Source organism: Alphaproteobacteria bacterium, from assembly GCA_015062495.1.
Taxonomy (GTDB): Bacteria; Pseudomonadota; Alphaproteobacteria; order Rs-D84; family Rs-D84; genus Enterousia.
Genome location: SUUN01000002.1, coordinates 1 through 21502, shown reverse-complemented (window position 1 = coordinate 21502; position 21502 = coordinate 1). Strand labels below are relative to the sequence as shown.

Here is a 21502-nt window from a genome sequence, read left to right as displayed (position 1 = left end):
AAAAAAAGGTAGCAGAAATGGCAGAAAAGAAAGTTGAAACAGAATTGACGATGGAAGCATTGGAAAGCAAATTGGTTGATTTGAAAAAAGAACAGATGAACCAGCGTTTTCAGCATGCAGCAGGTCAGATGCCAAAAACACATGTTATGCGTCAGACCCGTCGTGAAATTGCACGTGTTAAGACAAAACTGAACGCGGCAAAAAAATAAAAATTGCTGATTTTTGTTGATATTTCTAAATTTTTAGATAATATAGACGGGGTCAGATTTAAGGAAACCAGGATTTAATCCGGGGGCTTTGCGCAAAAAATTAAGTAAAGTCTGTGGGTTAAACAAACAGTATAAGGGATAATAGTTATGCCAAGACGTATACTGCAAGGGACAGTTATCAGTACAGCAAACGACAAAACAGTCGTTGTAGAAGTGGAACGTCGTTTCCGTCACCCACTGTACGGTAAGTTCGTTAAGCAGAACAAAAAGTACAAAGCGCACGATGAAAACAATGAATATAAAATTGGTGAAATCGTTGCAATCGAAGAACATCGTCCAATCTCTAAGACAAAGTCTTGGGTTGTTAAGGGGCGCGTTGGTGTTTCCAAAGACGATGCAGTTGAAGTAGTTGACTAATAATCAACAGGTTCTTTGAGGTCGGTTCGGGAATTATAAGGCGACAGTCGGAACCTATAACAAAGCGGTGGGGGATTGCCCCGCCTGCAGGAAAAGGATTAAAGTTATGATTCAAAATGAAACAGTTATGACAGTTGCAGACAACAGTGGTGCACGTAAAGCAATGTGCATCAAGGTTTTGGGCGGTTCTCATCGTCGTTATGCAACAGTTGGCGACAAAATTGTTGTTGCTATTAAAGAAGCCATTCCACGTGGTAAAGTTCAAAAGGGTACAGTACAGCGTGCGATTATCGTTCGTACAAAGTTTCCTGTGAAACGTCCAGACGGTTCTATTATTCGTTTTGACGACAATGCGGTTGTTTTGATTAACAAAAACAACTTTGAACCAATTGGCACACGTATCTTTGGGCCAATTGCCCGTGAAGTTCGTCGTAAATACGATGTTCAGAAAATCGTGTCTTTGGCACCAGAAGTAATCTAAATAACAGATGGAAGGTCATAAAATGAAAATTAAAAAAGGCGACGAAGTCGTAGTTATTTCGGGAAAATTCAAAGGCGTCAAAGGTAAGGTACTGGAAGCACGCCCAGCAGAAGAACGTGTTGTTGTCGAAGGTGTCAATCGTCGTAAATGGCACATCAAACCAACACAGGAACAGCCAGGTCATATCATTGACCGCGAAGCGCCGGTTCATGTTTCCAACGTTGCATTGGTTGATCCAAAAACCAAAAAGGCAACACGCGTTGGTTACAAAGTTGAAAACGGCAAAAAAGTTCGCGTTGCAAAAAAATCTGGTGCTGAGATTTAATAACAGGTAAATTGTTGCCCGCTGTTACGGGAACACAACAAAAGGAAAAAAGAAATGCAAAGCAGATTGCGTGAAATTTATGAAAAAGAAATTGTGCCAGAATTGGTTAAAGAATTCGGCTATAAAAATACGTTTGCAGTTCCAAAACTGACAAAAATCGTTTTGAACATGGGCGTTGGTGAAGCAGTGTCTGATAAAAAGAAATTGGATGCAGCGGTTGCTGATTTGACAGCGATTGCAGCCCAGAAAGCAGTTAAGACACGTGCGAAAAAATCAATCGCAACATATCGTCTGCGCGAAGGTCAGGAAATTGGTACAAAAGTTACACTGCGTGGTAAAAGAATGTATGATTTCTTGGATAAACTGATTACAGTTGCGTTGCCACGTGTTAAGGACTTTCGTGGATTGTCAAAATCTAAGTTCGACGGTCGTGGTAATTATGCGTTCGGTATCAAAGAACATTTGATTTTCCCAGAAATTTCTGTTGATAAAATCGATGCCATTCGTGGTATGGATATTGTTATCGCAACAACAGCGAAAACAGATGACGAAGCACGTGCATTGCTGACTAAAATCGGCTTGCCATTGGTTTTGAAATAATTAAAAAAGGTAAAAAAGATGGCGAAATTAGCGTTAATTAATAAACAACATAAACGTGAAAAGCTGGTTGCGCAGTATGCAAAAAAGCGTGAAACAATCAAGGCAAAAATGTCTGTTAATGCGACACCAGAAGAAAGAATCGATGCAATGAAAAAGTTGGCAAAATTGCCACGTAATGCAAACCCAACACGTTTGCGCAATCGTTGCAGCGTCACAGGTCGTTCACGCGGGTTCTCGCGTTTGTTCGGTTTGTGCCGTCAGCAGGTGCGTACAATGGCCAGTGAAGGTAAACTGCCAGGTGTACGTAAGTCTAGCTGGTAAAAAAAGAACAAGCACAACTGTGGACAATGCAGTTGGAAGATAAACAGTGCAGGGGGATTTTCCCCCACACATGTAAGGAGTAAAAAAGATGTCACTATCACACCCAATCGGCGATATGGTTACCCGCATCCGTAATGGTCAAAATGCAGGTAAAGAAACAATCGTCGTTCCAAACAGCAAACTGCGTCAGGCTGTTTTGTCTGTATTAAAAGAAGAAGGTTTTATTACTGATTTCCGTATTGATGCAATCGATGAACATCGTTCAAATTTGGTTGTTGAATTGAAGTATGTTGGCGGAAACGGTGCAATCCAAGAAATTTCAGTTGTATCCAAACCAGGTCGTCGTGTTTATTCCGGTAGTGCCAAAATGCCAAAGGTATTGAATGGGTTGGGTATCGCAATCGTGTCAACACCAAATGGTGTTATGACAGACCACAAGGCACGTTTGATGAACGTCGGTGGTGAAGTGTTGTGCAAGGTTATCTAAGTAAAAGCGAGGATTAAGTTATGTCACGTGCAGGAAAATATCCAGTTAAACTGAGTGAAGGCGTATCTGTCGCGATTGTGGACAACGCTGTGATTGTTAAAGGACCAAAAGGTGAACTGAGTTTGCCATTGGATACAAAGAATGCTGGCTTGGTCGATATTGTTATCGAAGAAGGTCAGGTTGTTATTAACCCAAAAGATGCCGAAGAAAAACAGTCGCGTACAATGTGGGGCACAATGGCACGCAATATTCGTAATGCGGTCGAAGGTGTTTCCAAAGGCTTTGAAAAAGAAATGTACATGAAGGGTGTTGGTTATAAAGCATCTGTTAAGGGCAGTCAATTGGTTTTGGTTGCGGGCTATTCACATGATGTTATCATGGACATCCCAGCGGGTTTGACCGTTGTGATGGGTGATGCACCAACAGAATTCACCATTAAAGGTATGGATAAATGCTTGGTTGGGCAATTTGCTGATAAAGTTCACAAAGTGCGCAAGGTAGATCCATACAAGGGTAAAGGTATCTTCTATAAGGGCGAAAGAATCCGCCGCAAAGAAGGTAAGAAGAAATAATAATTAACTTTGATGTCCGCTGTTACGGATGTCGGAAAAAAGGAAAAAGAAAATGTTGAAACATTTGAATTCAGAAGAAAGACGTACACTGGCGAATCGCGGTGCGTTGAAAAGAAAAAATCCTGGCAAGATTCGTTTGTCAGTTTTCCGTTCTGGTCGTCATATTGAAATCCAGGCGATTGATGACACCAAGGGACACACAATCTGTGCGGCTTCGTCCAAAGAAAAGGCGTTTGCAGGCAAGGGTTGGAATGTTGCCGGTGCCGAACTGGTTGGTAAAGCATTTGCAGAACGTGTAGTTGCTGCTAAGATTGCTGACAACTGTTATTTTGATCGTGGCGGTTATCGCTATCATGGTCGTGTTAAGGCACTGTGCGAAGCAATCCGCGCAGGTGGCGTAAGAATTTAATTTGAATAAGACGGAGTATAATAATGGCACGTTTTGATGATAAAAAATTGCAGACAGATAACTTGGTTGATAAATTAGTTTCTATTAACCGTGTGTCTAAGACTGTAAAGGGCGGTCGCAATATGTCTTTCTCGGCATTGGTTGTTGTCGGGGACAAAGCAGGTCGCGTAGGTTTTGGTAAAGGTAAAGCGTTGGAAGTGCAATCTGCAGTGCAGAAGGCAACCAAGGCAGCCAAAGCGAAAATGATTCGTGTACCACTGAAAGAAGGTCGTACACTGCATCATGACAGCGCAGCAAAATATGGCGCTAGCAAATTGGTTGTACGTAGTGCAGTTCCAGGTACTGGTATCATCGCTGGTGGTGCGTTGCGTGCGGTGTTTGAATGTTTGGGCGTTCAGGACGTTGTTGTTAAATCACAGGGTTCAAATAATCCAAACAACATGATTCGTGCGGCGTTCTTGGCGTTTAACAAGATGAATTCGCCAAAGACTGTGGCGGCACGTCGTGGCAAGACAGTGGCAGAAATCATCGCAGGTCGTGATGGCAAAAAATTAGAAGTTGCCGATGAAGCGGATGCAAAATAATCTGGACACAAGATAAACAGGAGATTTAATTATGGCTAAAATAGTTGTAAAACAAGTTAAAAGTACTATCGGTCGTCCAGAAGCACAGGTCAAAATTGTAAAAGCGTTGGGCCTGGGACGTATCGGCAAGACCAAAGAAATCACAGATTCTGAATCTGTTCGTGGCATGATTGCCAAGGTTTCACACCTGGTCGAAGTTGTAAAATAAAAAAGTAAACCGAGTACGAAAACAGTCTTGTTTTCGTGCGACAAAGAACTACATAGTAGTTATAGGATAAAAGGAAAAAGAAATGAAATTAAATGCTTTGATGGATAATTTTGGTGCACGTCAGAACGCAACACGCGTTGGTCGTGGTATGGGATCTGGGTCTGGTAAGACAGCTGGTCGTGGTCACAAGGGTCAAAAGGCACGCAGTGGATCACGCAAGCAGGCGACATTCCAGGGTGGTCAGATGCCAATTTTGCGTCGTTTCCCAAAATTTGGTTTCAACAATCCATTTGCCAAAGAATATGTGACAATCAATCTGGGTGATATTGAAAAATTTATTGCAGCGGGCAAGATTGATGCATCAAAAGACATCACAGTTGATTCTTTGATGGCGGCAAAAATTATCAATCGCAAATTGGATGGTTTGAAAGTATTGGCCAAGGGCGAAATCAAGACAGCAGTTAATGTTGTTGCGGACAAATGGTCCAAAGCGGCAGAGGCTGCGATTGTTAAGGCCGGTGGCACAATCAAAAATAACTAAATCATAAAATCTGAATTTGGCATCTGGCAACCCAGATGCCAATCAATGGTTAAAAAGTTCACACAATGAAATTCTTAAAAGGCTTTTTCGGTAATCTTAGCGATTTGCAGAAGCGTATTCTGTTTACGTTGGGGGCGCTGATTGTTTATCGTATTGGGTCGTTCATTCCACTGCCGGGGGTTAATGCGTCGGCGGTTTTGCACCTGTTCCAGGGTGATAATGGAATGATGGGTATGTTTGATATGTTCAGTGGTGGATCACTGTCGCGTATGTCGGTGTTGGCATTGAACATTTTCCCGTATATTTCGGCATCAATCGTTTTGCAGTTGTTAAGTGCAACCAGCAAGTCTTTGGGGGAATTGCGTAAAGAGGGTGAATCGGGACGCGTGAAAATTAACCAGTATACCCGTTATTTGGCCGTTTTGTTGGCGGTTGTTCAGGGGTGGGCGGTTGTTCGTGGACTGGAAGCAATGGCGCCGGTTAATGGTGTGGCGGCTGTTGTGAACCCGGGGTTTGCGTTTGAATTGTCTGCAATTATTGCGTTGGTTGGTGGTACTGTGTTCGTCATGTGGTTGGCGGAACAGATTACTGCACGTGGTATCGGACAGGGCGCATCATTGTTAATCTTTGCCGGTATTATTGCCGAGGTTCCAGGCGGTATTGCACAGTTGGTATCCTTGGGGTCTGTTGGTCAGATTTCACCTGCAATGATTGCATTGGTTGTCGCATTCGTGGTTGGTATTGTGGCGTTGATTGCGTTCTTTGAACAGGCGCAGCGTCGTATTCAGATTCTGTATCCACGCCAGGTTATGGCTAATGGTGTTGTGAATACCAATGCATCATATCTGCCGATTAAGATTAATATGTCGGGGGTTATGGGGCCGGTGTTTGCATCGTCTATTATGATGTTGCCTGCATTTGTTCAGCGTTTTGTGCAAAGTGAAAATTTAACCGTTCAGACGATACTTGGGTTCTTTACATATGGAACTTGGTCATATATTTTGCTGTTTACCGTTTTAATTGCATTCTTTGCATATTTCCAGACGGCAGTAATTTTCAATTCCGAAGAAACCAGCAATAACCTGAAAAATGCAGGTGGCTATGTTCCGGGTGTGCGTCCAGGTGAACAGACCATTAAGTATTTGGATAATGTTGTTTCGCGTACAACGGCAATTGGTGTTGCATATCTGATTGTGGTTTGTGTTTTACCAATTATTTTGAACACACATTTGGGTATGCCGTTAACAATTGGCGGTACAAGTGTACTGATTGTGGCGGGCGTTGTGTTGGACACAGTTAATCAGGTGCAATCATACCTGGTTGCGAAACAGTACAGCGGTGTCATCAAAAAGGCACAGAAAAAGGGGCGTTTCCGCGGTTAATGTGGAAATAAAACAAGATTTGACTTTTGCTGATATTTATATAAAATTATTCGGCAAAATAAAATAGCCTGCGGGTGTAAGCCCAAGGGTTGGGAATCGGGGAATCCGGTGGACTGGATGAACCGCAGTTAAATAAAAAGGAAAATGAAAAATGGCACGTATAGCAGGTGTTAACATTCCGACTGAAAAACGTATCGAAATTGCGTTGCAGTATATTCATGGTATTGGGCCGGCAAAATCGGCACAGATTGTGAAGGCGTTGAAATTAAAAGACGGTCTGCGCGCAAAAGATCTGACAGACGAGGATGTTATTAAAATTTCGAAATATATCGAAGAGAACTTTAAGGTAGAAGGTGACGTTCGTCGTGAAGTCACAATGAACATCAAACGTTTGCAGGATTTAAAGGCATATCGTGGTATTCGCCATCGTAACCGCTTGCCGGTTCGTGGTCAGCGTACCCAGACAAATGCGCGTACACGTAAGGGGAAGCGTATTGTGGTGGCCGGTTCTGCAACCAAAGGGAAATAAATTTAATATAACATCACATCTGCTTGTTGTTGGCGCGTTTATGTAACTTTTGTACACTGCACTTGCCAACAACCACGCATCTGTAATGTTCTCTTAAATTTAAGAATAAGGTAGAGATTAACACCATAGTTAATTGAAGACATCGAAAAAAGGTTAAAATAAAATGGCAGTTACAAAAGCTAAAAAGAAAGTCGTGAAAAAAGTATCACATGGCATTGCACATGTTGTTGCGACTAATAACAATACACGTATTACAATCACAGACCAGTCTGGCGCCGTGTTGACATGGGCAACCGCTGGGGCAAATAATTTTAAGGGCGCAAAAAAGTCCACACCATATGCCGCAACAATCGTTGCCGATGCAGTTGGTAAGAAAGTCGCCGAAATGGGTATGAAAACAGTTGATGTTTTGATGCGTGGTATTGGTCAGGGTCGTGAATCTGCTGTACGTGGATTGGCAAATGCCGGTCTGGTTGTGCAGTCCATCACAGATACAACGCGCATTCCACACAATGGCTGTCGCCCAAAGAAGGTGCGTAGAGTATAAAAAATCCCGCCAATTGGCGGGATTTTTAGTGTTCAGAGTGCAGTTGTGGAATCCCACTTCGTTAAAACTTCGTGGGACGGGTATATAGTACTGCGATAAATAAAAGTTTAACGAAGTAAAAAATAAAATCGTCATACCCGCGCAGGCGGGTATCTATTGCCCCGCAGGGACTGCATAAAAATGTCTGCGACGCAGTGGATTCCCGCCTTCGCGGGAATGACGAGTCTTAATATTAATTGCTCTTTGCGCTTTGCTATTTGCTCTTTGTTTGCCCAACGGGCAAACTGCGATAAACTTTTATTTATCTAAGTATTTGAATTTGTGGCGAGTATAGCGTATAATAGGGATGTCGTCGGGTGTTCCGGCGATGGGGTGTGATAGCCCGTGCCATAGCGTCGGAATATGTACTTAATGACGCGTTATGCGTCGTGTTTTATTATTTCGATGAATAAAAAAACTCCTGATACCCAATTGGGTCAGGAGGGTTGCGATATATATAAATAAGCACACAATTCTATGGATTGCTATCAACCTCCTGACCACTTGCATTACAGCGGTGGTTTTTTGTTTAACAAAAAATCAGGAGATTGAAAAATGAAAAAATTCTTAATACCGATATTGGCTGTGATACCAATAGGGGCGAATGCGGTGTCGCTGGATCCGTCGGTGGGGCTGCAGGGGTGTGTATCTGCTACGTGTCCCACGTCGTCAACCGCGATTGTGTATGAGATGACGCATGTATCTGGGGTGTGCAGCAGTTATACGACCAAATGTTTATATAACAGCGCTAATGGATATTATCTTAAATACCAATCTTGTACCGGTGGATGTAATGAAGATTATCTGGAACTGGCACAGCAAAATTTGTCTGATGAATCTGCTTATGGGGCGGTGTGTAACTTAAACTTTACCAACACCACACGAAACATTTGTACGTGCGGTACACAGTGTGACAGTTGTGGCGCCGGTATTATGCCAATATGGTCTTCGCCAAAAACGGGGTATCAGTCCCTGACTGAATTTAGCTGTGGGCTCACAACCGGGTGTGAATGTACCCAATCCACCAAGTATCGTTGTGCGGCCGGGTATTATGGTACTGCCAGTTATTCGCAACTGAATGGATATCGCGGGTGTACGCGATGTCCGTCGTCTGGTGGTGTTTATGGAACGAGTGCCGCGGGCAGTACGGAAATAACATCATGTTATATTCCAACGACATCAACATTAACGGATGGTGCTGGGTCGTATCAGTACACGTCAAACTGTTATTATACTGAATAGAAATCCCGCCAGTTGGCGGGATTATTTTTGTTTTTTTGGGGTAATTGCATTGCGCAAGGTCATGGTCAGTTCGTCCATTGCGGTTTCTATTAATATATAGTGATCTTGGCGAATTAACATATTTTGAATTTCACTGATTTGTGTTTGCAGAATATTATAATTGCGTTCAGTTATTGTATATATACCGTCAGGTTCATTTGTTTTTGACATTTTTTTCCTTTTGTGAATATACATCATATGCGTGGGATGATGTAATGTCAATAGGGATTTTTTTCTGGCAATCTGTGTGTGGACTGATATAGTTTTGCTGTAAGCAGGGTGGGGAATGTTTTATTAATGGGTCAAAGGTGATTTTTATGAAAAAATATTTATTGGCGATGTTTGGTGTGTTGTTTGTATGTGGGGTGGCGTGTGCCGGGTATACATATACTGAAACAGAAACAATAACAACATATGAACGTGTTGGCGCAGATGTGGGTTGTGGATGTGGCTGTGATAAACGTTTTGTTTCCAGTCGTGATGTTAAGCCATGTGCGAAAAAGGCACAGCCTGTACGCGTCAAGACATATACCGAAGTGATTGACCACTATCAGGTGTATCAACCGGTTACGGTTTATAAACCAATGGGAACTGAAATTCAGCGTCGTATTGTGAAATAAAAAATCCCCGCGCCTGCGGGGATTTTTTACAAAGAGCAATTATTGAATAATTACTTCGCTAAATAAACACCGCCCGGATGGGCGGTGGGTTGTTATTGTTGTTGGGTTACCGTTGTGATTTGTTTACAATCAGCGGTTATTTCAACACGGCGACATGGGGCGTAGCGTGCGTTGCCGGATAATGAGTGGGTGGTATCTTTTCCAGAACACGCACTGTACTCGCGGTCACTATAATTAATTTGAATTCCATTAATTTGACCGTCGGTGTCAGTGGATGATTTGCCTGCGCCGCATGTACATTTGTTTTCGCCGTGTCCCACAGCGGTGACAGATTCAATCGCAGGATTGTTTAAACCTTCGATATGCTGCTTTACGGCGTTGGCACGATTTTGTGATAATGTTTTATTTGTATTTGTGCCACCTAATGGGTCGGTATATCCATCTATTGTGATTTTGCAGTTTGTGTATCTTGCATCGGACAAGCCCTTTATAAATGTGTTCAGGGCGGTTTTTGCAGCGTCTACCAGTTCATATGATCCAACCTTGAACAGCGAACCGGCCGGCAACGATGCGTTTTCAACCGTTGTTGTTGTCTGGGTTGAAATACGTTCTACAATTGTTTTTGTTTCAATTGTTTGGCATTTGCCGTCTGCACCAATTTGTTTGTTTTCACCGGTACATGTACATGTCCCATTTTCATATGTATAGCCATCGCTGCATGTGCACGAACAATTATTTTGAACAATCAGGTGGTCACCATCGGTTGGGGTACACTGTGGAGTGCAAGTGGTTGGTTCGGCAACGCATTGGCTGATACGATTATCCCACAGCGGTTTATCGGTTGGACATTCGCATTTGCCACTTTGTACCGTTTGTCCGCCAACACATTCTTCGCATGCATGTGTGTTTGGGTTATATATTTTTGTTGTGTCGGTACATGTGCAATCTGGGTGTGCCGTGCCCGTTGTGCCGTCAGGGCATGCGGCGGTTTGAGGCGGGATTATGGCCACATCTGATTGCAGATCATCCAGTAATTGTTTCTTTTTATCGTATTTATTCAGGATTTCATCCAGTTTGTTTTGCTTTGCCTTGCCTGAATTAATGGCCAGGTTACCAACCAGTGAACCCGCCGCGCCAATGCCCGCGGTTATCATGCCGGTTTCCTTTTTGTCGGCGGTTTCTGCCTTTTGTGCGGCCCATGCGGCGGCGTCTGGGCCGTTCGGGTCCATTAATGCGCGTGCCAGGGATGTGTATGCGCCGGATGTTTTGCCAATTGCGACGTCGTCATATAATCCAGATGTTGCCGCGTCCAAAATTGGTTCAGATTCAATACCCGGGCGCATGTCCAGGGCGGTTTTGCGAACCTTTAAATCATTTGCCAGATTTACATATTCGGAATACAAGCCGATTAATTCATTGCCACCCGGCAATTCAACATCACGTTCGCCACCCGGGATGTTTTTCCCCGCGCCATAGTTGCAATGGAATGTGGCCAGATAGGCACGCATGGCGGCCTCGGCATCGGCGTCGGCATTTTCTTCGGCCATGGCGGATGCCATTTGCATGCCACCGATACCGGTTGCGCCCATCCCAGCCGCGCCCAATAGTTTATTGGCGGTGGATTGTTCTTTGGCCTTCATTGCGTCGGCATTGTCCCGTAATTCGTCGATTTTTGCCAGTGAATCTGCTTCGGACAGGCGCGGTTCATTTTGTTGTGTTTGGTCATTGCCACCATCGGTTGGTGGAACGATTGCGCTATCAGAATCTACGTCTTCATCGGTGTCGGGTTCACCGGGCTTGGTGCATTTGTTTTTTTCTGTGTTGTGGTCATAGCCGTCTTGGCAAGCCGTGATTTCACATGTGGCCTTGCCCTTAGCATTGCATATCATCTTGGCAGACTTTGCATTCTTGGGTAATTTTGGTTTTGTGTCATTGGTGCATTGTTTGTCCGATGACCATTCAACGCATTGGTCGTTTGTTAAATCATATCCGCATTTACATTCCTGGGCGATACAGGTTTCAGTGCCTTTTTTTATGCCGGTTTTTGTTGCGTTTGGATGCGTGGCCTTTTGTTCGGCGGTGCATTCATCCAACATTTCAATACATGCGTTACCGGCGTCGTTCTTTTTCCAGCCTTTGGCGGTGTCGCATGCTGTTAATTTACATTCCCATGTGTCGCCGTTTTGTTCCCATTTTCCAGTGCCATGCTTAAATTCACATTTTTGTTCAATGCATTTTGCGCGTTTGCCATTGCCGGATAATTCCCAACGTGGTGTCAGGCATTTGGTGGGGGCGCATACGCCATCAATGTATTGTAATTCTGTGATTCCATTCTTTTTGTCAATATCTTTGCATTGTACTTGGCTGGTACTGCGTTGTAGGTCGGTTTGGATTGTGACCTTACTTTCTGGAATGTTGCATGCTGTGGCCACGGCTGTTGTCATTTTTTTGTGGTCTGTATTTTTGAATTTATAGCAACCAATTTCAATTGAATTGCTGTATGTTCTGTAACTGCCATAGGCATTATCGCCCACCCCTGTGTTTGTGTTGTATTTGTAACCTTCGGCATCACAATATTGGGCCAATATGTCAAAAAGAGTAGTAGTATTACATTCAACCGCCATTGCGGGCAGGGTGGCGATGGAACAAATAATAAAGACAGTTAATAATTTTTTCATGGTTGTTGGTTCTTTTTCTTATTGTTTGCCCAGGTTGCGTGATCCCAGATTAAATTGTGTGCCGGTTGTGCCGGCGTTTGTTGCGCTAATAGACTTAAATTGACATTTCCCGTCTTTGAATTCTTGGGTTTGTGGGTCGCATTCGCACATTTTTTTAGATGCGTTCCATTTGCCCATATTGTTACACATACATGTTGTCCCAGTCCATGTGCCAAATATCTTGCATGCGGTTTCTTGTTCGGTAAAAGTGGCAGGTTTTTCCCCGGCGGCATATTCCTTGCACTTTCCGGTCCAATCGTCCCAGAGTGCATTATCGCCACACTTTGGATCTTTGCAGATTTTATCCCATGTTCCACCGACGGCTTCACAATTCTTTTTGGCGGTCTCGTTATCGGGGCGTTCAGATGAATCATTGTCCGTATCTTCCCCTGAATCCTTTGTTTTTACACATTTATTTTTTGTGTTGTTCCATTCTTTGTTCTTGCCACAGGTTGCGCCGGTGCATGTGTTATTTTCCCATGTGCCATTTGCGCGCTTGCAACGGCGTTCGGCTGCGCCTGGTTTTGTGTCGTTTTCATCATCTGAATCGTCATCCCCATATAATTCTTCGTGTTCGGATTCGGCATCTTTTAAGGCCTTTTCAGCCTTGTGTCGATCGATTGCGCGATCGATTGCGCCCGATGTTATTGCGCCTGTTGCCATACCAATGCCCGAACCCATTAATGCAGATGTGGCGGATGTTTGTGTCCGTGTCAGGCGGAATGCGTTTTCCTTGAACGTGGTAATGTCGACACCAAACCAGTTTTGATCACAACTGAATGTTGAACCGGCATATGCTTTTTTCGATGCGTACAGGGTGTTATCTTCGCCGGCAAAGAAATTGACCGTGTAAACGCAATCCAATGTACGGTCGTCAAACATTGCCCCCAGACGGCCGCATGTGTCACGCATTTTGTCGCGCAATTCGTACAGACGTTTTTCATCGGCGGCAACCTGTTTTTCAGCGTCGACGCGCAGTGAGCCAAATACATTTAGTGTGCGTGATGCCAGACCGCTGTCCTGTTGAGTGCATGTTTTTGCGATTTTTTCGCATTTCGAAATCGCTGCATCGCCCGCGCGTTTGCCCAGGCACTTGGTAAATTTTTGACCGCATTCGGTGACAATGCAATTGTTATAGCGATTGCCGCAATCAACAATTGAATTATATGATGCAATGCGTGCGTTCATGTCGCGGTCGGCCTTAATCTGGGCTGAAAACAGTGCGTATTCATGTCCACTGCACGGCAGGTCGCGTCGGCATGCGTCCATTTTTGTTCCCCACATGGTGTCTGTGTCGCCGGCACATTTCGAATAATCGTTGCCACATTTTTGTTTCATACATTCACGCAGGTTGGCATCACATGCGTTTTGGCCCGATGCGCGTGCTGTGGCCATTTGGTTTGCAGCCGCGGATGCCGCGTCCGCCGCGTCCAGTGCGGCGCGTTGTGCGCGAATTTGTGCCGCCAATGATTCAGATGATGTGTCGGTCGTTGGGGTGGAATCCGCCATGAATTCATCAAATTGTGATGTTTTATCTTCGATTATAATTTCGGGTTCTGGTTCGATAACAATTTCGGTTTCAGATTCAACATCCGACGATTCGGTTTCTGGGGTTGTTGCGGATGTGTTGGATGCGGTGGTGTTAATCATTGCCGACATAGTGGGCATGCGGGCCGTGGTTGTTGGGCGTTGCCCCCGGGATACAACCGCGCCATCCGATGTTGTACACAGTACAAACATTGCGCAAAAAGCAAAGAGCAAAGAGCAATGTTTACAGGTGTGTCTTGAAAAAATATTATCGTTTTTTTTCATTTGTTTTATTGCCCTTAGTCAATCGTTGCGCATGCGATTTCATAGAATTTGCATAATTGTATTGCCATTGATTTTTCAGATTCATATCCCACACCGCAACCGTTGTTCATATTGTTGGCGCAAACGGTCGCAACGCACGCGTCGCGTGCAGAATTATTTGCGCATCCAGATTTAATTGATGATATTTTTTTATCGCGTGCAGATTGATATGATGCAACAATCTGGTTCAAAATTGATTCTGCATTTTTAACCGCATTGTCACGATCGGCAATTAAATCGGTGCGAATTGTTGAAATGTATTCGTCACAACCGGCACTGGCCACGCCACAGGCGGCAAAGATTCTGTCAAAATCGGAATTTTCAGCACAGTTGCGATAGTCTGCCATGCAGTTTTTGTCCAATATAACACAATTTGTAATTTCAGACTGGCACGCGGATTTTGACTTTGTTTTGCCAGCAGATTCAATGGTTTTGTCCATTTGTGCGGATACGCCGGCGGCCTTGCACGATTGTTCAATTAAACTGTCGTATATGTCGGTGACGTCGTCTGCGGTACAGCCTGCAACCTTGGCAATGCATTGTTTTGTCGCCCAGGCATAACGTTGGCCGGGGTCGGTGGGTGCTTTCTTTAATTCCTTGTCAGAAATATTGTATTTTGCCGATGTGCCTGCAGATACGGATTTCATCACGTTTTTTGGTGGCGTGCCGGCGGTGGATGTACCGCAATATTGACACCGGGCGGACGGGTTTGATGATACACCAATGGCGCATGCAGAATCCAGACAGCGTGTCAGGTTTGCACGTGAACACGTTGTTGCAGCACCCGCCGTGCCAATGCAAAGAGCAAAGAGCAAAGAACAAAGAGCAATTTTGCAATTAAGATTTGTGTTATGTGTTTTCATATTCTCTCTATTGGTCTGATTATATCAAAAACGGGTGCGCGGTGCAAAGGGAAAAAGAATTTTAATTTTAGGTATTGACAAATTGTAATCGTTTGTCTATATTGTTTGTGTGTAGATAACAAAAGGATAAAAAATGGCTACTGGAACACCTGCACCAACAACGGGGACAGGGAAAACAAAAAAATGGTGGATTATTCATGTTGCGGCGGGCGTCGCAGCAGTTGCATTGGTTGTGTTTGGCGCAACGCAGTGCAGTGGTAAAAAATCTGAACGTTCTGAAAAAGAAGCGAAAAAATCAGAACTGGTTGCCGCAAATCAGACATTGGACAGTTTGCGTGTCGCAATGCGTGATGCAACCAATATGATTGGTGGTTTAAGCCAGGATAATCGTGCCAAGGCGGATACAATTCGTATGCAACGTGATACAATTCGTACACAGCGCGATTCAATTGCTACGCTGAATGATTCTTTGACGGTGGTTAATGGTAAATTAAAGGATTGCCGTAATTCCAAGCGCAAGCCTGCACAGAAACCTGTGCAAACGACGCCAGCACCGGTAAAACCTGCGCCTGTGAAATCAGCACCGGTAAAGCCAGATACAATTATCATTGTTCAGCAGCCAGTAAGAACTGGATGTGGCGGTGCGACAAACGTTAGTCTGAATAATTCCCAGAATAACGGTGCGATTGTTGTCGGTGGCGCAGCGTGCAAAACGGACATTAAGTTGGATAACAATTCCGTGAATAATGGCGCGATTGTTGTGGGTGATGGCAACAGTGTTGTTGTTAACACGCCGGCTGCGCTGATTGCGGCTGATTCTTTGGCCCGTGCACGCCAGGTACAAAATGTTCAATTTACAGCGGTATTTGTTACCAAGTCAAAATAATTAACATTTTGTTGTTTTATTTAATCGGTTCGCGGTTGCGAACCGATTTTTTTTATGCTTTTTTGGCTGGACAGATAAAAGGCTGATATGATAAGATTTTATTTATAAGAGAGAATATAGATGAAGTTTATCAGAATTTTAGTGTTTTCGTTGTTCTTGGCACCGGTGGCGTCATTTGGTGCGTCAAATGAATTTATGATGGCGGCCCAGTTGTTGGCGGCGGCGAAATCCGCGGATATTCAACAGGTTCAGGCCCTGGTGAATAATGGGGCGGATGTGAACTTTGTGGATTCAACGGGGCTGTCGATTGTTTGTACGGCGTTGATGAACAATGATGTGCGTGCGGCACAGATTTTGCAGATGTATGGGGCGGATGCGTCCAATTGTGATCGTCAGATAAAAAAGTTTAATAATAAAAACAAACCCAGGGGTGGTGGTGGACTGTTCAGCGGACTGTCGTCTGCCCAGGGGATTGGTTTAGCGGCGGCGGGGGCCGCCGTTGTTGTAGGGGGGCTGTTTCTGTTGACGGATGTGTTCGATCCGGGCAACGATAATGATGCGTCAAATGGTGGTGGCGACCGCCCCAGCAATAATCCCGGTGGCGACACAGGCGGTGGGGATGTTGACGTGGCGTTTACGTTACCTGCAGGGGTTGCCGATGATGATGTAAATTTGTGGAGTTCAAACGCGTATGAGTATAATTTTAACTTTATGAAAAAGTTTAATTATTTGATGATGGCGTATGGATATAATTCAATGGCGCGTGGGTATATGGGGTTGGAAACCATTCGTATCACCAGTGATAATACGCCATTTAATTTAAGCAGTTTGCCATTCCCAGGTGACCCATTGGAGGGTGGTAAGCCGGTTGGTGTGGCAGTGGTAAGTGCCAGTGGTGTTAATACAACAGGCAGTTTGGCAGATGACTGGTTAAATTGGGCCGATAAAGATCAGGTAAAGGTGGCGCAGGCCGCGTGCACTCAGTATGGTTCAGGGTCGACGGAATGTACAAATGCTATGGCGACTTTGACAAAGCAATCGCGCAAATTTTATAACAGAAGTAATTTAACGGATTTGACAGATTTGACGGAACGTACAGGATTTGATTTTTCGGGGCATGGTACGGTTTTTGGCAGTGCATCTGAACAAGATAGCACGTCTGCCAAGGTAGTTGCGGGGTGGAAGCCAGGGATTGCCGATTATTATGGTTTTGTGCCAAATGGACAATTGACGGTTTATCGTACGGGTGGCGGTCTGGCATTGGATTCGGTGGTTGGTGCATCCAGTAATGCAAGTGGAGCGACCGATTGGGCAAATGATGATACGTTTACATTAGATGGTGTTGAATATAAGATAACGTTGGGCGATGATGGTGATTTTTCTGCGGTTGATGTGACGGATGATACAAATGTACTGACTGGCACAAAAAATGGGGTTAGTTTGAACTTTGTTCAAAATGGGACAAATTACGAAGCGTTGTTTAATGGCAATGTTAATTCTTTGAAAACAATTGATTTGATGAATTATGCGGCGATGTTAAGTGCGGCAAAGTTAGAATCCGCAGGTGAATCTGTGGTTGGGGTTATTGCAAATCTGGCGTTAAATCCGAAAAATACAAATTTGGGTTACTTAAAAATGTCTGATTTCAAGGCTGGAATATCGGGGTTGTCTACGGATGCTGCACGTAAAAGCGCGTATGAAAACTATATTAATGTGTACTACAATTTGGATGAAACAAATGATGATACGGTTGATACGCCTGGAATGGATGCAAAAAGTTTATATGCAATGGTTGGTGATTATCAAAATCAGATAATTGTAAATTCGGTTGGCGCATACGAGTATGGTGTTGGGGATGGAAAGTCTGTTGCTGCGCTTGATCCCACGTTTGAGAATTATGCACCCGCAATATGGACTGATTTGGAACATCTGTTTGCATCGGTTGTTACTGTGGAACTTAGTGGTACTGGGACTAATACAAGTACAATAGATGATGTGTCAGATTATACAGGTCCTAATTCTACTGTTGGGAAGATTGTGTTGGCAAAGTGGGAAGCAGGCTATAATGATAATGGTACGCCAGAAGATAATAGTGATGATTTTTACGATACGATTTATGCGTCACGAAAATGTGGTGATGCAGGTCTGGGGTTAAATGGTGTTGATCCGTGGTGTTTTGCCGCCCCAGGCGAGAACAGTGAAATGGCGGTCGCGTCAATGGCAGGTGCAATTGCATCGGTTCAGTCTGCATTTGCATATTTGGATAATGATGAAGTTTTTGCTTTGCTGGCATTGACGGCGGATGGCGCATATTTGGGAACAAATCCAGATACGGCAAAACCATGGGGTGCAACACCGGAGCAGGCTAAAGCAGCATTGGTATCTTACCTGCAGGGACGCTATGAATTGCCGGGCGAGTATTCTCCAGAAACAGATGATGAATACCTGGCTGCATTTAAAGACGTTTTTGGGTATGGTTTGATAAATTTAGAACGTGCGACCAAACCGGGGACGTCAGTGTATTATTATAATGGTACAAATATTGTGTCAAGCAGTGGTAATGCTTTTTGGCGGGCGGCGACGAATACTGTGTTCCGGCCATCGTCTGTGCTGAATTTGCGTGGTGCGACAATTCGCGCGCCGTACTTTGATGTGTTGGAAAATGTTGATGGGTCGTTAAGTTTGCCACGTGTGTGGGAAAATGAATTTGCGTTTGGCGCGGGTGATGAACGTGGACTGTATATGGGCGATGTGTTGGGTGATTTTAAAACGCGGCGTGAAAATACCCAACGCAATCAGATTGGTGCGATTGGTTTAACGATGGCCTTTTCAGAACGTGCATATAATGACAACCTGAATGGCTTGGATAATTTGACGTTGGATTATGCAACTGGTCGCTGGAATTTTGGTGCGTCGTATCAGCATTACTTTACCGATGGTGTGTCGCGTTTTTCAGGATTGGCAAATCCAGTTTTGGGGTTGATGTCAAATGCGGTTGTGTCGGATGTCGCGTATAATTCTGGGAAATGGTCGTTTGGTGCGCGTGCGTTTTCGGGTATGATTACAGACGAAGGTTTGTTAGAAAATGATCCGACGATTTCAGCACAATATATGCCGGCCAGATTGGGATTGATGCAGGGTGGGGCGGCCAATGTTGCGTGGACGGGTGATAAATTCAAATTTATCGGTTCTGTTGGTAGTGCGCATGAAACGGACACATTGTTGGGGGCCCAGACGGGTGGACTGTTAAATCTGGGGGATGGGGATACGATGTACGTTGATGCGGTTGCGCAATATCAAGTATCTGATATGGTTGATTTGACGGCGCGTGCGACTTTTGCCCAGACACGGTCGAATGCTAGTGGTGAATTTGTGATGGGGTTGACTGATATAACATCAAATGCATTTGCGTTTGGGGCGAATATTGGAAATTTTGAATTCGGTATTTCCCAGCCGTTGGCAATAACAGACGGTGCGTTGCGGTATGCGTACGCCCAATATGATGTTGTGGATGCGCCAGATAATGGTTATAAGTTGAATGTTGTCGATACGCATGTTGAAGATTTGTCCCTGCGTCCGGAAAAACGTGAAATGCGTTTGATGGGGACATATCGTCATCAGTTTGGTGACTTTACCGATGGTGCAGTTGGATTTATATATAGAATTAATCCAAACCATACGGATGACTTTGGTAACGAGTCTATATTTATGATGAAGTTGACCCATCGTTTGGGGATATAAGAAACGCCAGGAATGGCGTTTTTTTCTTGCCTTTTATTTGTGTGGGTATATTATTGTGGGGCAATCAAAGGATAAGATATGGATTTGAGTTATAAGACAGTTGTAAATTATGTAAAAAATTTGTTCCCAGGCAAAGCACCGGTTGTGGCCAGTGACAATCCGCAATTGGATGCCCAGGTTGTTGCATTTAAATCGATGAACAAGTTTTATACAGTTGCGAGTAATAAGCACAGATATTGGTATTGCTTTGTGGATGATGCAGATATTCCATTGGTAAAGTATATTTTGCACAGCAATGGTGTTAATGTAAGTAAACACAATAGCCATTATTTCTTTGGGACAGAGCCTGTATTACGTGTGCGTACGTCGAATTTAGAAAAGGCGCCGTCTGCCCGGGCATTTGTGGAATCGGTGATGGCGATGTCAAATATCTCATTGAACGAGGCTATAATTCAATCGCGTATCAGCCAGATTCAGCAAAGAATGAAATAAAAAAAACCGCCAATTGGCGGTTTTTTGTTTACATATTGATTTGTGTTGTTGTGGTGGTCGGGGACATAAATTCTTGGCATGCCACCCCTTCGAATGTTTGGTCAACAGTTGTGGTTTTTTTGCCGCCGCCTATATTTAATATGCCACCGCCACCTTTGCAGCCATTCCCGCCAAGTAATGTAAAGCCACCGCTTTTGCAGGATGTGGTTGTGTCAGTGGTAATTACTGTTTCCATATTTGCGCACATGGTTGTAGTTGTGGTCAGGGTGCATAAATTTTTATCTGGGGAATATACCGCAGACATTGCGATTTTTCCAATCATGTTTCCCTTGGAATCGGTTTGCGTGAATTCGCCGTGCCCTTTTTGTTGGACTGTTGCTAAATCGCTGAGTTTTGCGCCAGAAATTGTGTATTTGGTTGAATAAATGTCTTCGCCACTCATGCCTGTGGTTGTGTCTGAGCTGAATACGTTTTCAAATGTGTTGGCGGTATATTTTGTGCAGAATGCTTCGCCAAGGATAGATATGTATTCGGCGCATTGGGGTGTGTCGCTTGATGCCATGGCGGCGCAAAGCGTTGATTTGACGGCGTCATCTTTGGCTTCCAGTGCTTGACCTAGTAATTCATTGTACTTTTTGGTGTAATTTATATTTGCGCGTTCCAGCCCAGATGAAATAATCGCCAAAATAGACGAGTCCAGCAAATATGGAAAACGTGCAGATGTTGTTTCGCGTCCGTTTATCTGGCGCAGGTTGCGACCATTGACGCACATGTCTATTTGTGGGTCTTGGGACAGGACGGCAATTTTTTGATTAATTTTGTTGGCGGTTGATTGCAGTGCCGATACCACGCGTGCCGTTGTTGGGTCTGTATCGTTCAGGTGTTTTTTATAATCATTAATATTGATTTCATATTGGCCAAATTTTACGTCGTCATCGCTTGATTGTGTCTTTTCGACTTTGATATTGCCAAAGGATATTAGACCCTCAATTACATAATTGCCGTTGTTTTCCTGATAACTGATCAGTGATTCCGTGCCAATTATGTTGTCGTCGTCAAATGCCATGCATGTGGATGTATCGCCACATATTTCCAGCATTTTTTCATTAACTATGTTTTGACATTGTTCTAGCATGGCGTTATCTATCCCCAGCCATATTCCTTGGACGATGCTGTCGAATTTGTCCCATTGGGCGGTATAGTTGCCATTTTCATCGGCGGTTTGGCAGGCAACTAATTTTTCCAGTGGACACATTTGCCGTAGTGCCTCTAAATCCAATCCGATACATTGGGTATAATCCTTACCGCACCGGTCGTCGGATTGGAGGCAATTTTTGACTTCTGTAGTACAAGAATCGACACGCATAGAAGCGAGTCTAGCGACCACGAAATCCCAAATA

25 protein-coding genes are annotated in these 21502 nt (G+C 44.1%); 20 read left to right on the top strand and 5 right to left on the bottom strand.

The features are described from left to right. Window positions 1-17: 17 nt before the first annotated feature. The 16 genes from rpmC to E7008_02550 all read left to right on the top strand — a co-directional run bounded on the left by rpmC (window position 18) and on the right by E7008_02550 (window position 8893). The gene (gene rpmC / locus E7008_02625) at window positions 18-209 is read left to right on the top strand and encodes a 50S ribosomal protein L29 (GenBank protein MBE6456813.1); all 192 of its coding nucleotides are present in this window, start codon (window positions 18-20) and stop codon (window positions 207-209) included. Window positions 210-356: 147 nt separating this feature from the next. Further along, window positions 357-626, top strand: a complete 270-nt coding sequence (gene rpsQ / locus E7008_02620) for a 30S ribosomal protein S17 (GenBank protein ID MBE6456812.1) — start codon at window positions 357-359, stop codon at window positions 624-626. A 106-nt stretch (window positions 627-732) separates the two neighbouring features. Next, window positions 733-1107: a 50S ribosomal protein L14 gene (rplN, locus tag E7008_02615; protein ID MBE6456811.1), complete on the top strand. Its 375-nt coding sequence runs from the start codon at window positions 733-735 to the stop codon at window positions 1105-1107. Window positions 1108-1129: 22 nt separating this feature from the next. Beyond that, the gene (locus tag E7008_02610) at window positions 1130-1432 is read left to right on the top strand and encodes a 50S ribosomal protein L24 (protein ID MBE6456810.1); all 303 of its coding nucleotides are present in this window, start codon (window positions 1130-1132) and stop codon (window positions 1430-1432) included. 54 nt (window positions 1433-1486) lie between these two features. Further along, the gene (gene rplE / locus E7008_02605; protein ID MBE6456809.1) at window positions 1487-2032 is read left to right on the top strand and encodes a 50S ribosomal protein L5; all 546 of its coding nucleotides are present in this window, start codon (window positions 1487-1489) and stop codon (window positions 2030-2032) included. 18 nt (window positions 2033-2050) lie between these two features. Then, a complete protein-coding gene (gene rpsN, locus E7008_02600; protein MBE6456808.1) occupies window positions 2051-2353 on the top strand; it encodes a 30S ribosomal protein S14 in 303 nt (100 codons plus the stop codon). A gap of 88 nt (window positions 2354-2441) precedes the next feature. Then, on the top strand, window positions 2442-2840 hold the full coding sequence (gene rpsH / locus E7008_02595) for a 30S ribosomal protein S8 (GenBank protein MBE6456807.1): 399 nt from the start codon (window positions 2442-2444) through the stop codon (window positions 2838-2840). Window positions 2841-2860: 20 nt separating this feature from the next. Next, complete coding sequence (gene rplF, locus E7008_02590) at window positions 2861-3412, top strand: 50S ribosomal protein L6 (GenBank protein MBE6456806.1); 552 nt, start codon at window positions 2861-2863, stop codon at window positions 3410-3412. A 52-nt stretch (window positions 3413-3464) separates the two neighbouring features. Beyond that, on the top strand, window positions 3465-3821 hold the full coding sequence (gene rplR / locus E7008_02585; GenBank protein MBE6456805.1) for a 50S ribosomal protein L18: 357 nt from the start codon (window positions 3465-3467) through the stop codon (window positions 3819-3821). Window positions 3822-3844: 23 nt separating this feature from the next. Next, window positions 3845-4405 (top strand): 30S ribosomal protein S5, encoded by a 561-nt coding sequence (locus E7008_02580; protein ID MBE6456804.1) that lies wholly within the window; start codon window positions 3845-3847, stop codon window positions 4403-4405. A 31-nt stretch (window positions 4406-4436) separates the two neighbouring features. Beyond that, window positions 4437-4613 (top strand): 50S ribosomal protein L30, encoded by a 177-nt coding sequence (gene rpmD, locus E7008_02575; protein ID MBE6456803.1) that lies wholly within the window; start codon window positions 4437-4439, stop codon window positions 4611-4613. An 82-nt stretch (window positions 4614-4695) separates the two neighbouring features. After that, entirely contained in the window at window positions 4696-5154 is a 459-nt protein-coding gene (locus E7008_02570; GenBank protein MBE6456802.1) for a 50S ribosomal protein L15, read from the top strand. A gap of 65 nt (window positions 5155-5219) precedes the next feature. Beyond that, window positions 5220-6536, top strand: coding sequence for a preprotein translocase subunit SecY (secY, locus tag E7008_02565; GenBank protein ID MBE6456801.1), 1317 nt, complete (start codon window positions 5220-5222; stop codon window positions 6534-6536). A 151-nt stretch (window positions 6537-6687) separates the two neighbouring features. Next, a complete protein-coding gene (rpsM, locus tag E7008_02560; protein MBE6456800.1) occupies window positions 6688-7065 on the top strand; it encodes a 30S ribosomal protein S13 in 378 nt (125 codons plus the stop codon). Between the two features lie 163 nt (window positions 7066-7228). After that, complete coding sequence (gene rpsK / locus E7008_02555; protein MBE6456799.1) at window positions 7229-7612, top strand: 30S ribosomal protein S11; 384 nt, start codon at window positions 7229-7231, stop codon at window positions 7610-7612. Window positions 7613-8206: 594 nt separating this feature from the next. Further along, window positions 8207-8893: a hypothetical protein gene (locus E7008_02550; protein ID MBE6456798.1), complete on the top strand. Its 687-nt coding sequence runs from the start codon at window positions 8207-8209 to the stop codon at window positions 8891-8893. 21 nt (window positions 8894-8914) lie between these two features. On the opposite strand, the gene E7008_02545 is transcribed toward E7008_02550, so the two are convergent. Then, window positions 8915-9103, bottom strand: coding sequence for a hypothetical protein (locus E7008_02545; GenBank protein ID MBE6456797.1), 189 nt, complete (start codon window positions 9101-9103; stop codon window positions 8915-8917). A 146-nt stretch (window positions 9104-9249) separates the two neighbouring features. On the opposite strand from E7008_02545, the gene E7008_02540 reads away from it, so the two are divergent. After that, window positions 9250-9552: a hypothetical protein gene (locus E7008_02540; protein ID MBE6456796.1), complete on the top strand. Its 303-nt coding sequence runs from the start codon at window positions 9250-9252 to the stop codon at window positions 9550-9552. Between the two features lie 92 nt (window positions 9553-9644). Here the strand turns inward: E7008_02540 and E7008_02535 are convergent, their stop codons facing one another. From E7008_02535 to E7008_02525, 3 genes are all read right to left on the bottom strand, one after another. Next, window positions 9645-12230, bottom strand: coding sequence for an OmpA family protein (locus E7008_02535; protein MBE6456795.1), 2586 nt, complete (start codon window positions 12228-12230; stop codon window positions 9645-9647). Between the two features lie 18 nt (window positions 12231-12248). Continuing rightward, window positions 12249-14009, bottom strand: coding sequence for a hypothetical protein (locus E7008_02530; GenBank protein ID MBE6456794.1), 1761 nt, complete (start codon window positions 14007-14009; stop codon window positions 12249-12251). Window positions 14010-14095: 86 nt separating this feature from the next. Further along, window positions 14096-14983 carry a hypothetical protein gene (locus E7008_02525; GenBank protein ID MBE6456793.1) on the bottom strand — a complete coding sequence of 296 codons (888 nt, stop codon included), beginning with the start codon at window positions 14981-14983 and terminating at the stop codon, window positions 14096-14098. Window positions 14984-15116: 133 nt separating this feature from the next. Between E7008_02525 and E7008_02520 the strand changes: the two genes are divergently transcribed. The 3 genes from E7008_02520 to E7008_02510 all read left to right on the top strand — a co-directional run bounded on the left by E7008_02520 (window position 15117) and on the right by E7008_02510 (window position 20102). After that, window positions 15117-15869, top strand: a complete 753-nt coding sequence (locus E7008_02520; protein ID MBE6456792.1) for a hypothetical protein — start codon at window positions 15117-15119, stop codon at window positions 15867-15869. A gap of 120 nt (window positions 15870-15989) precedes the next feature. Next, a complete protein-coding gene (locus E7008_02515; GenBank protein MBE6456791.1) occupies window positions 15990-19610 on the top strand; it encodes a hypothetical protein in 3621 nt (1206 codons plus the stop codon). Between the two features lie 78 nt (window positions 19611-19688). After that, a complete protein-coding gene (locus E7008_02510) occupies window positions 19689-20102 on the top strand; it encodes a hypothetical protein (GenBank protein ID MBE6456790.1) in 414 nt (137 codons plus the stop codon). A gap of 28 nt (window positions 20103-20130) precedes the next feature. Here E7008_02510 and E7008_02505 read toward each other — a convergent pair whose 3' ends face one another. Then, entirely contained in the window at window positions 20131-21468 is a 1338-nt protein-coding gene (locus E7008_02505; protein ID MBE6456789.1) for a hypothetical protein, read from the bottom strand. Window positions 21469-21502 lie beyond the last annotated feature (34 nt).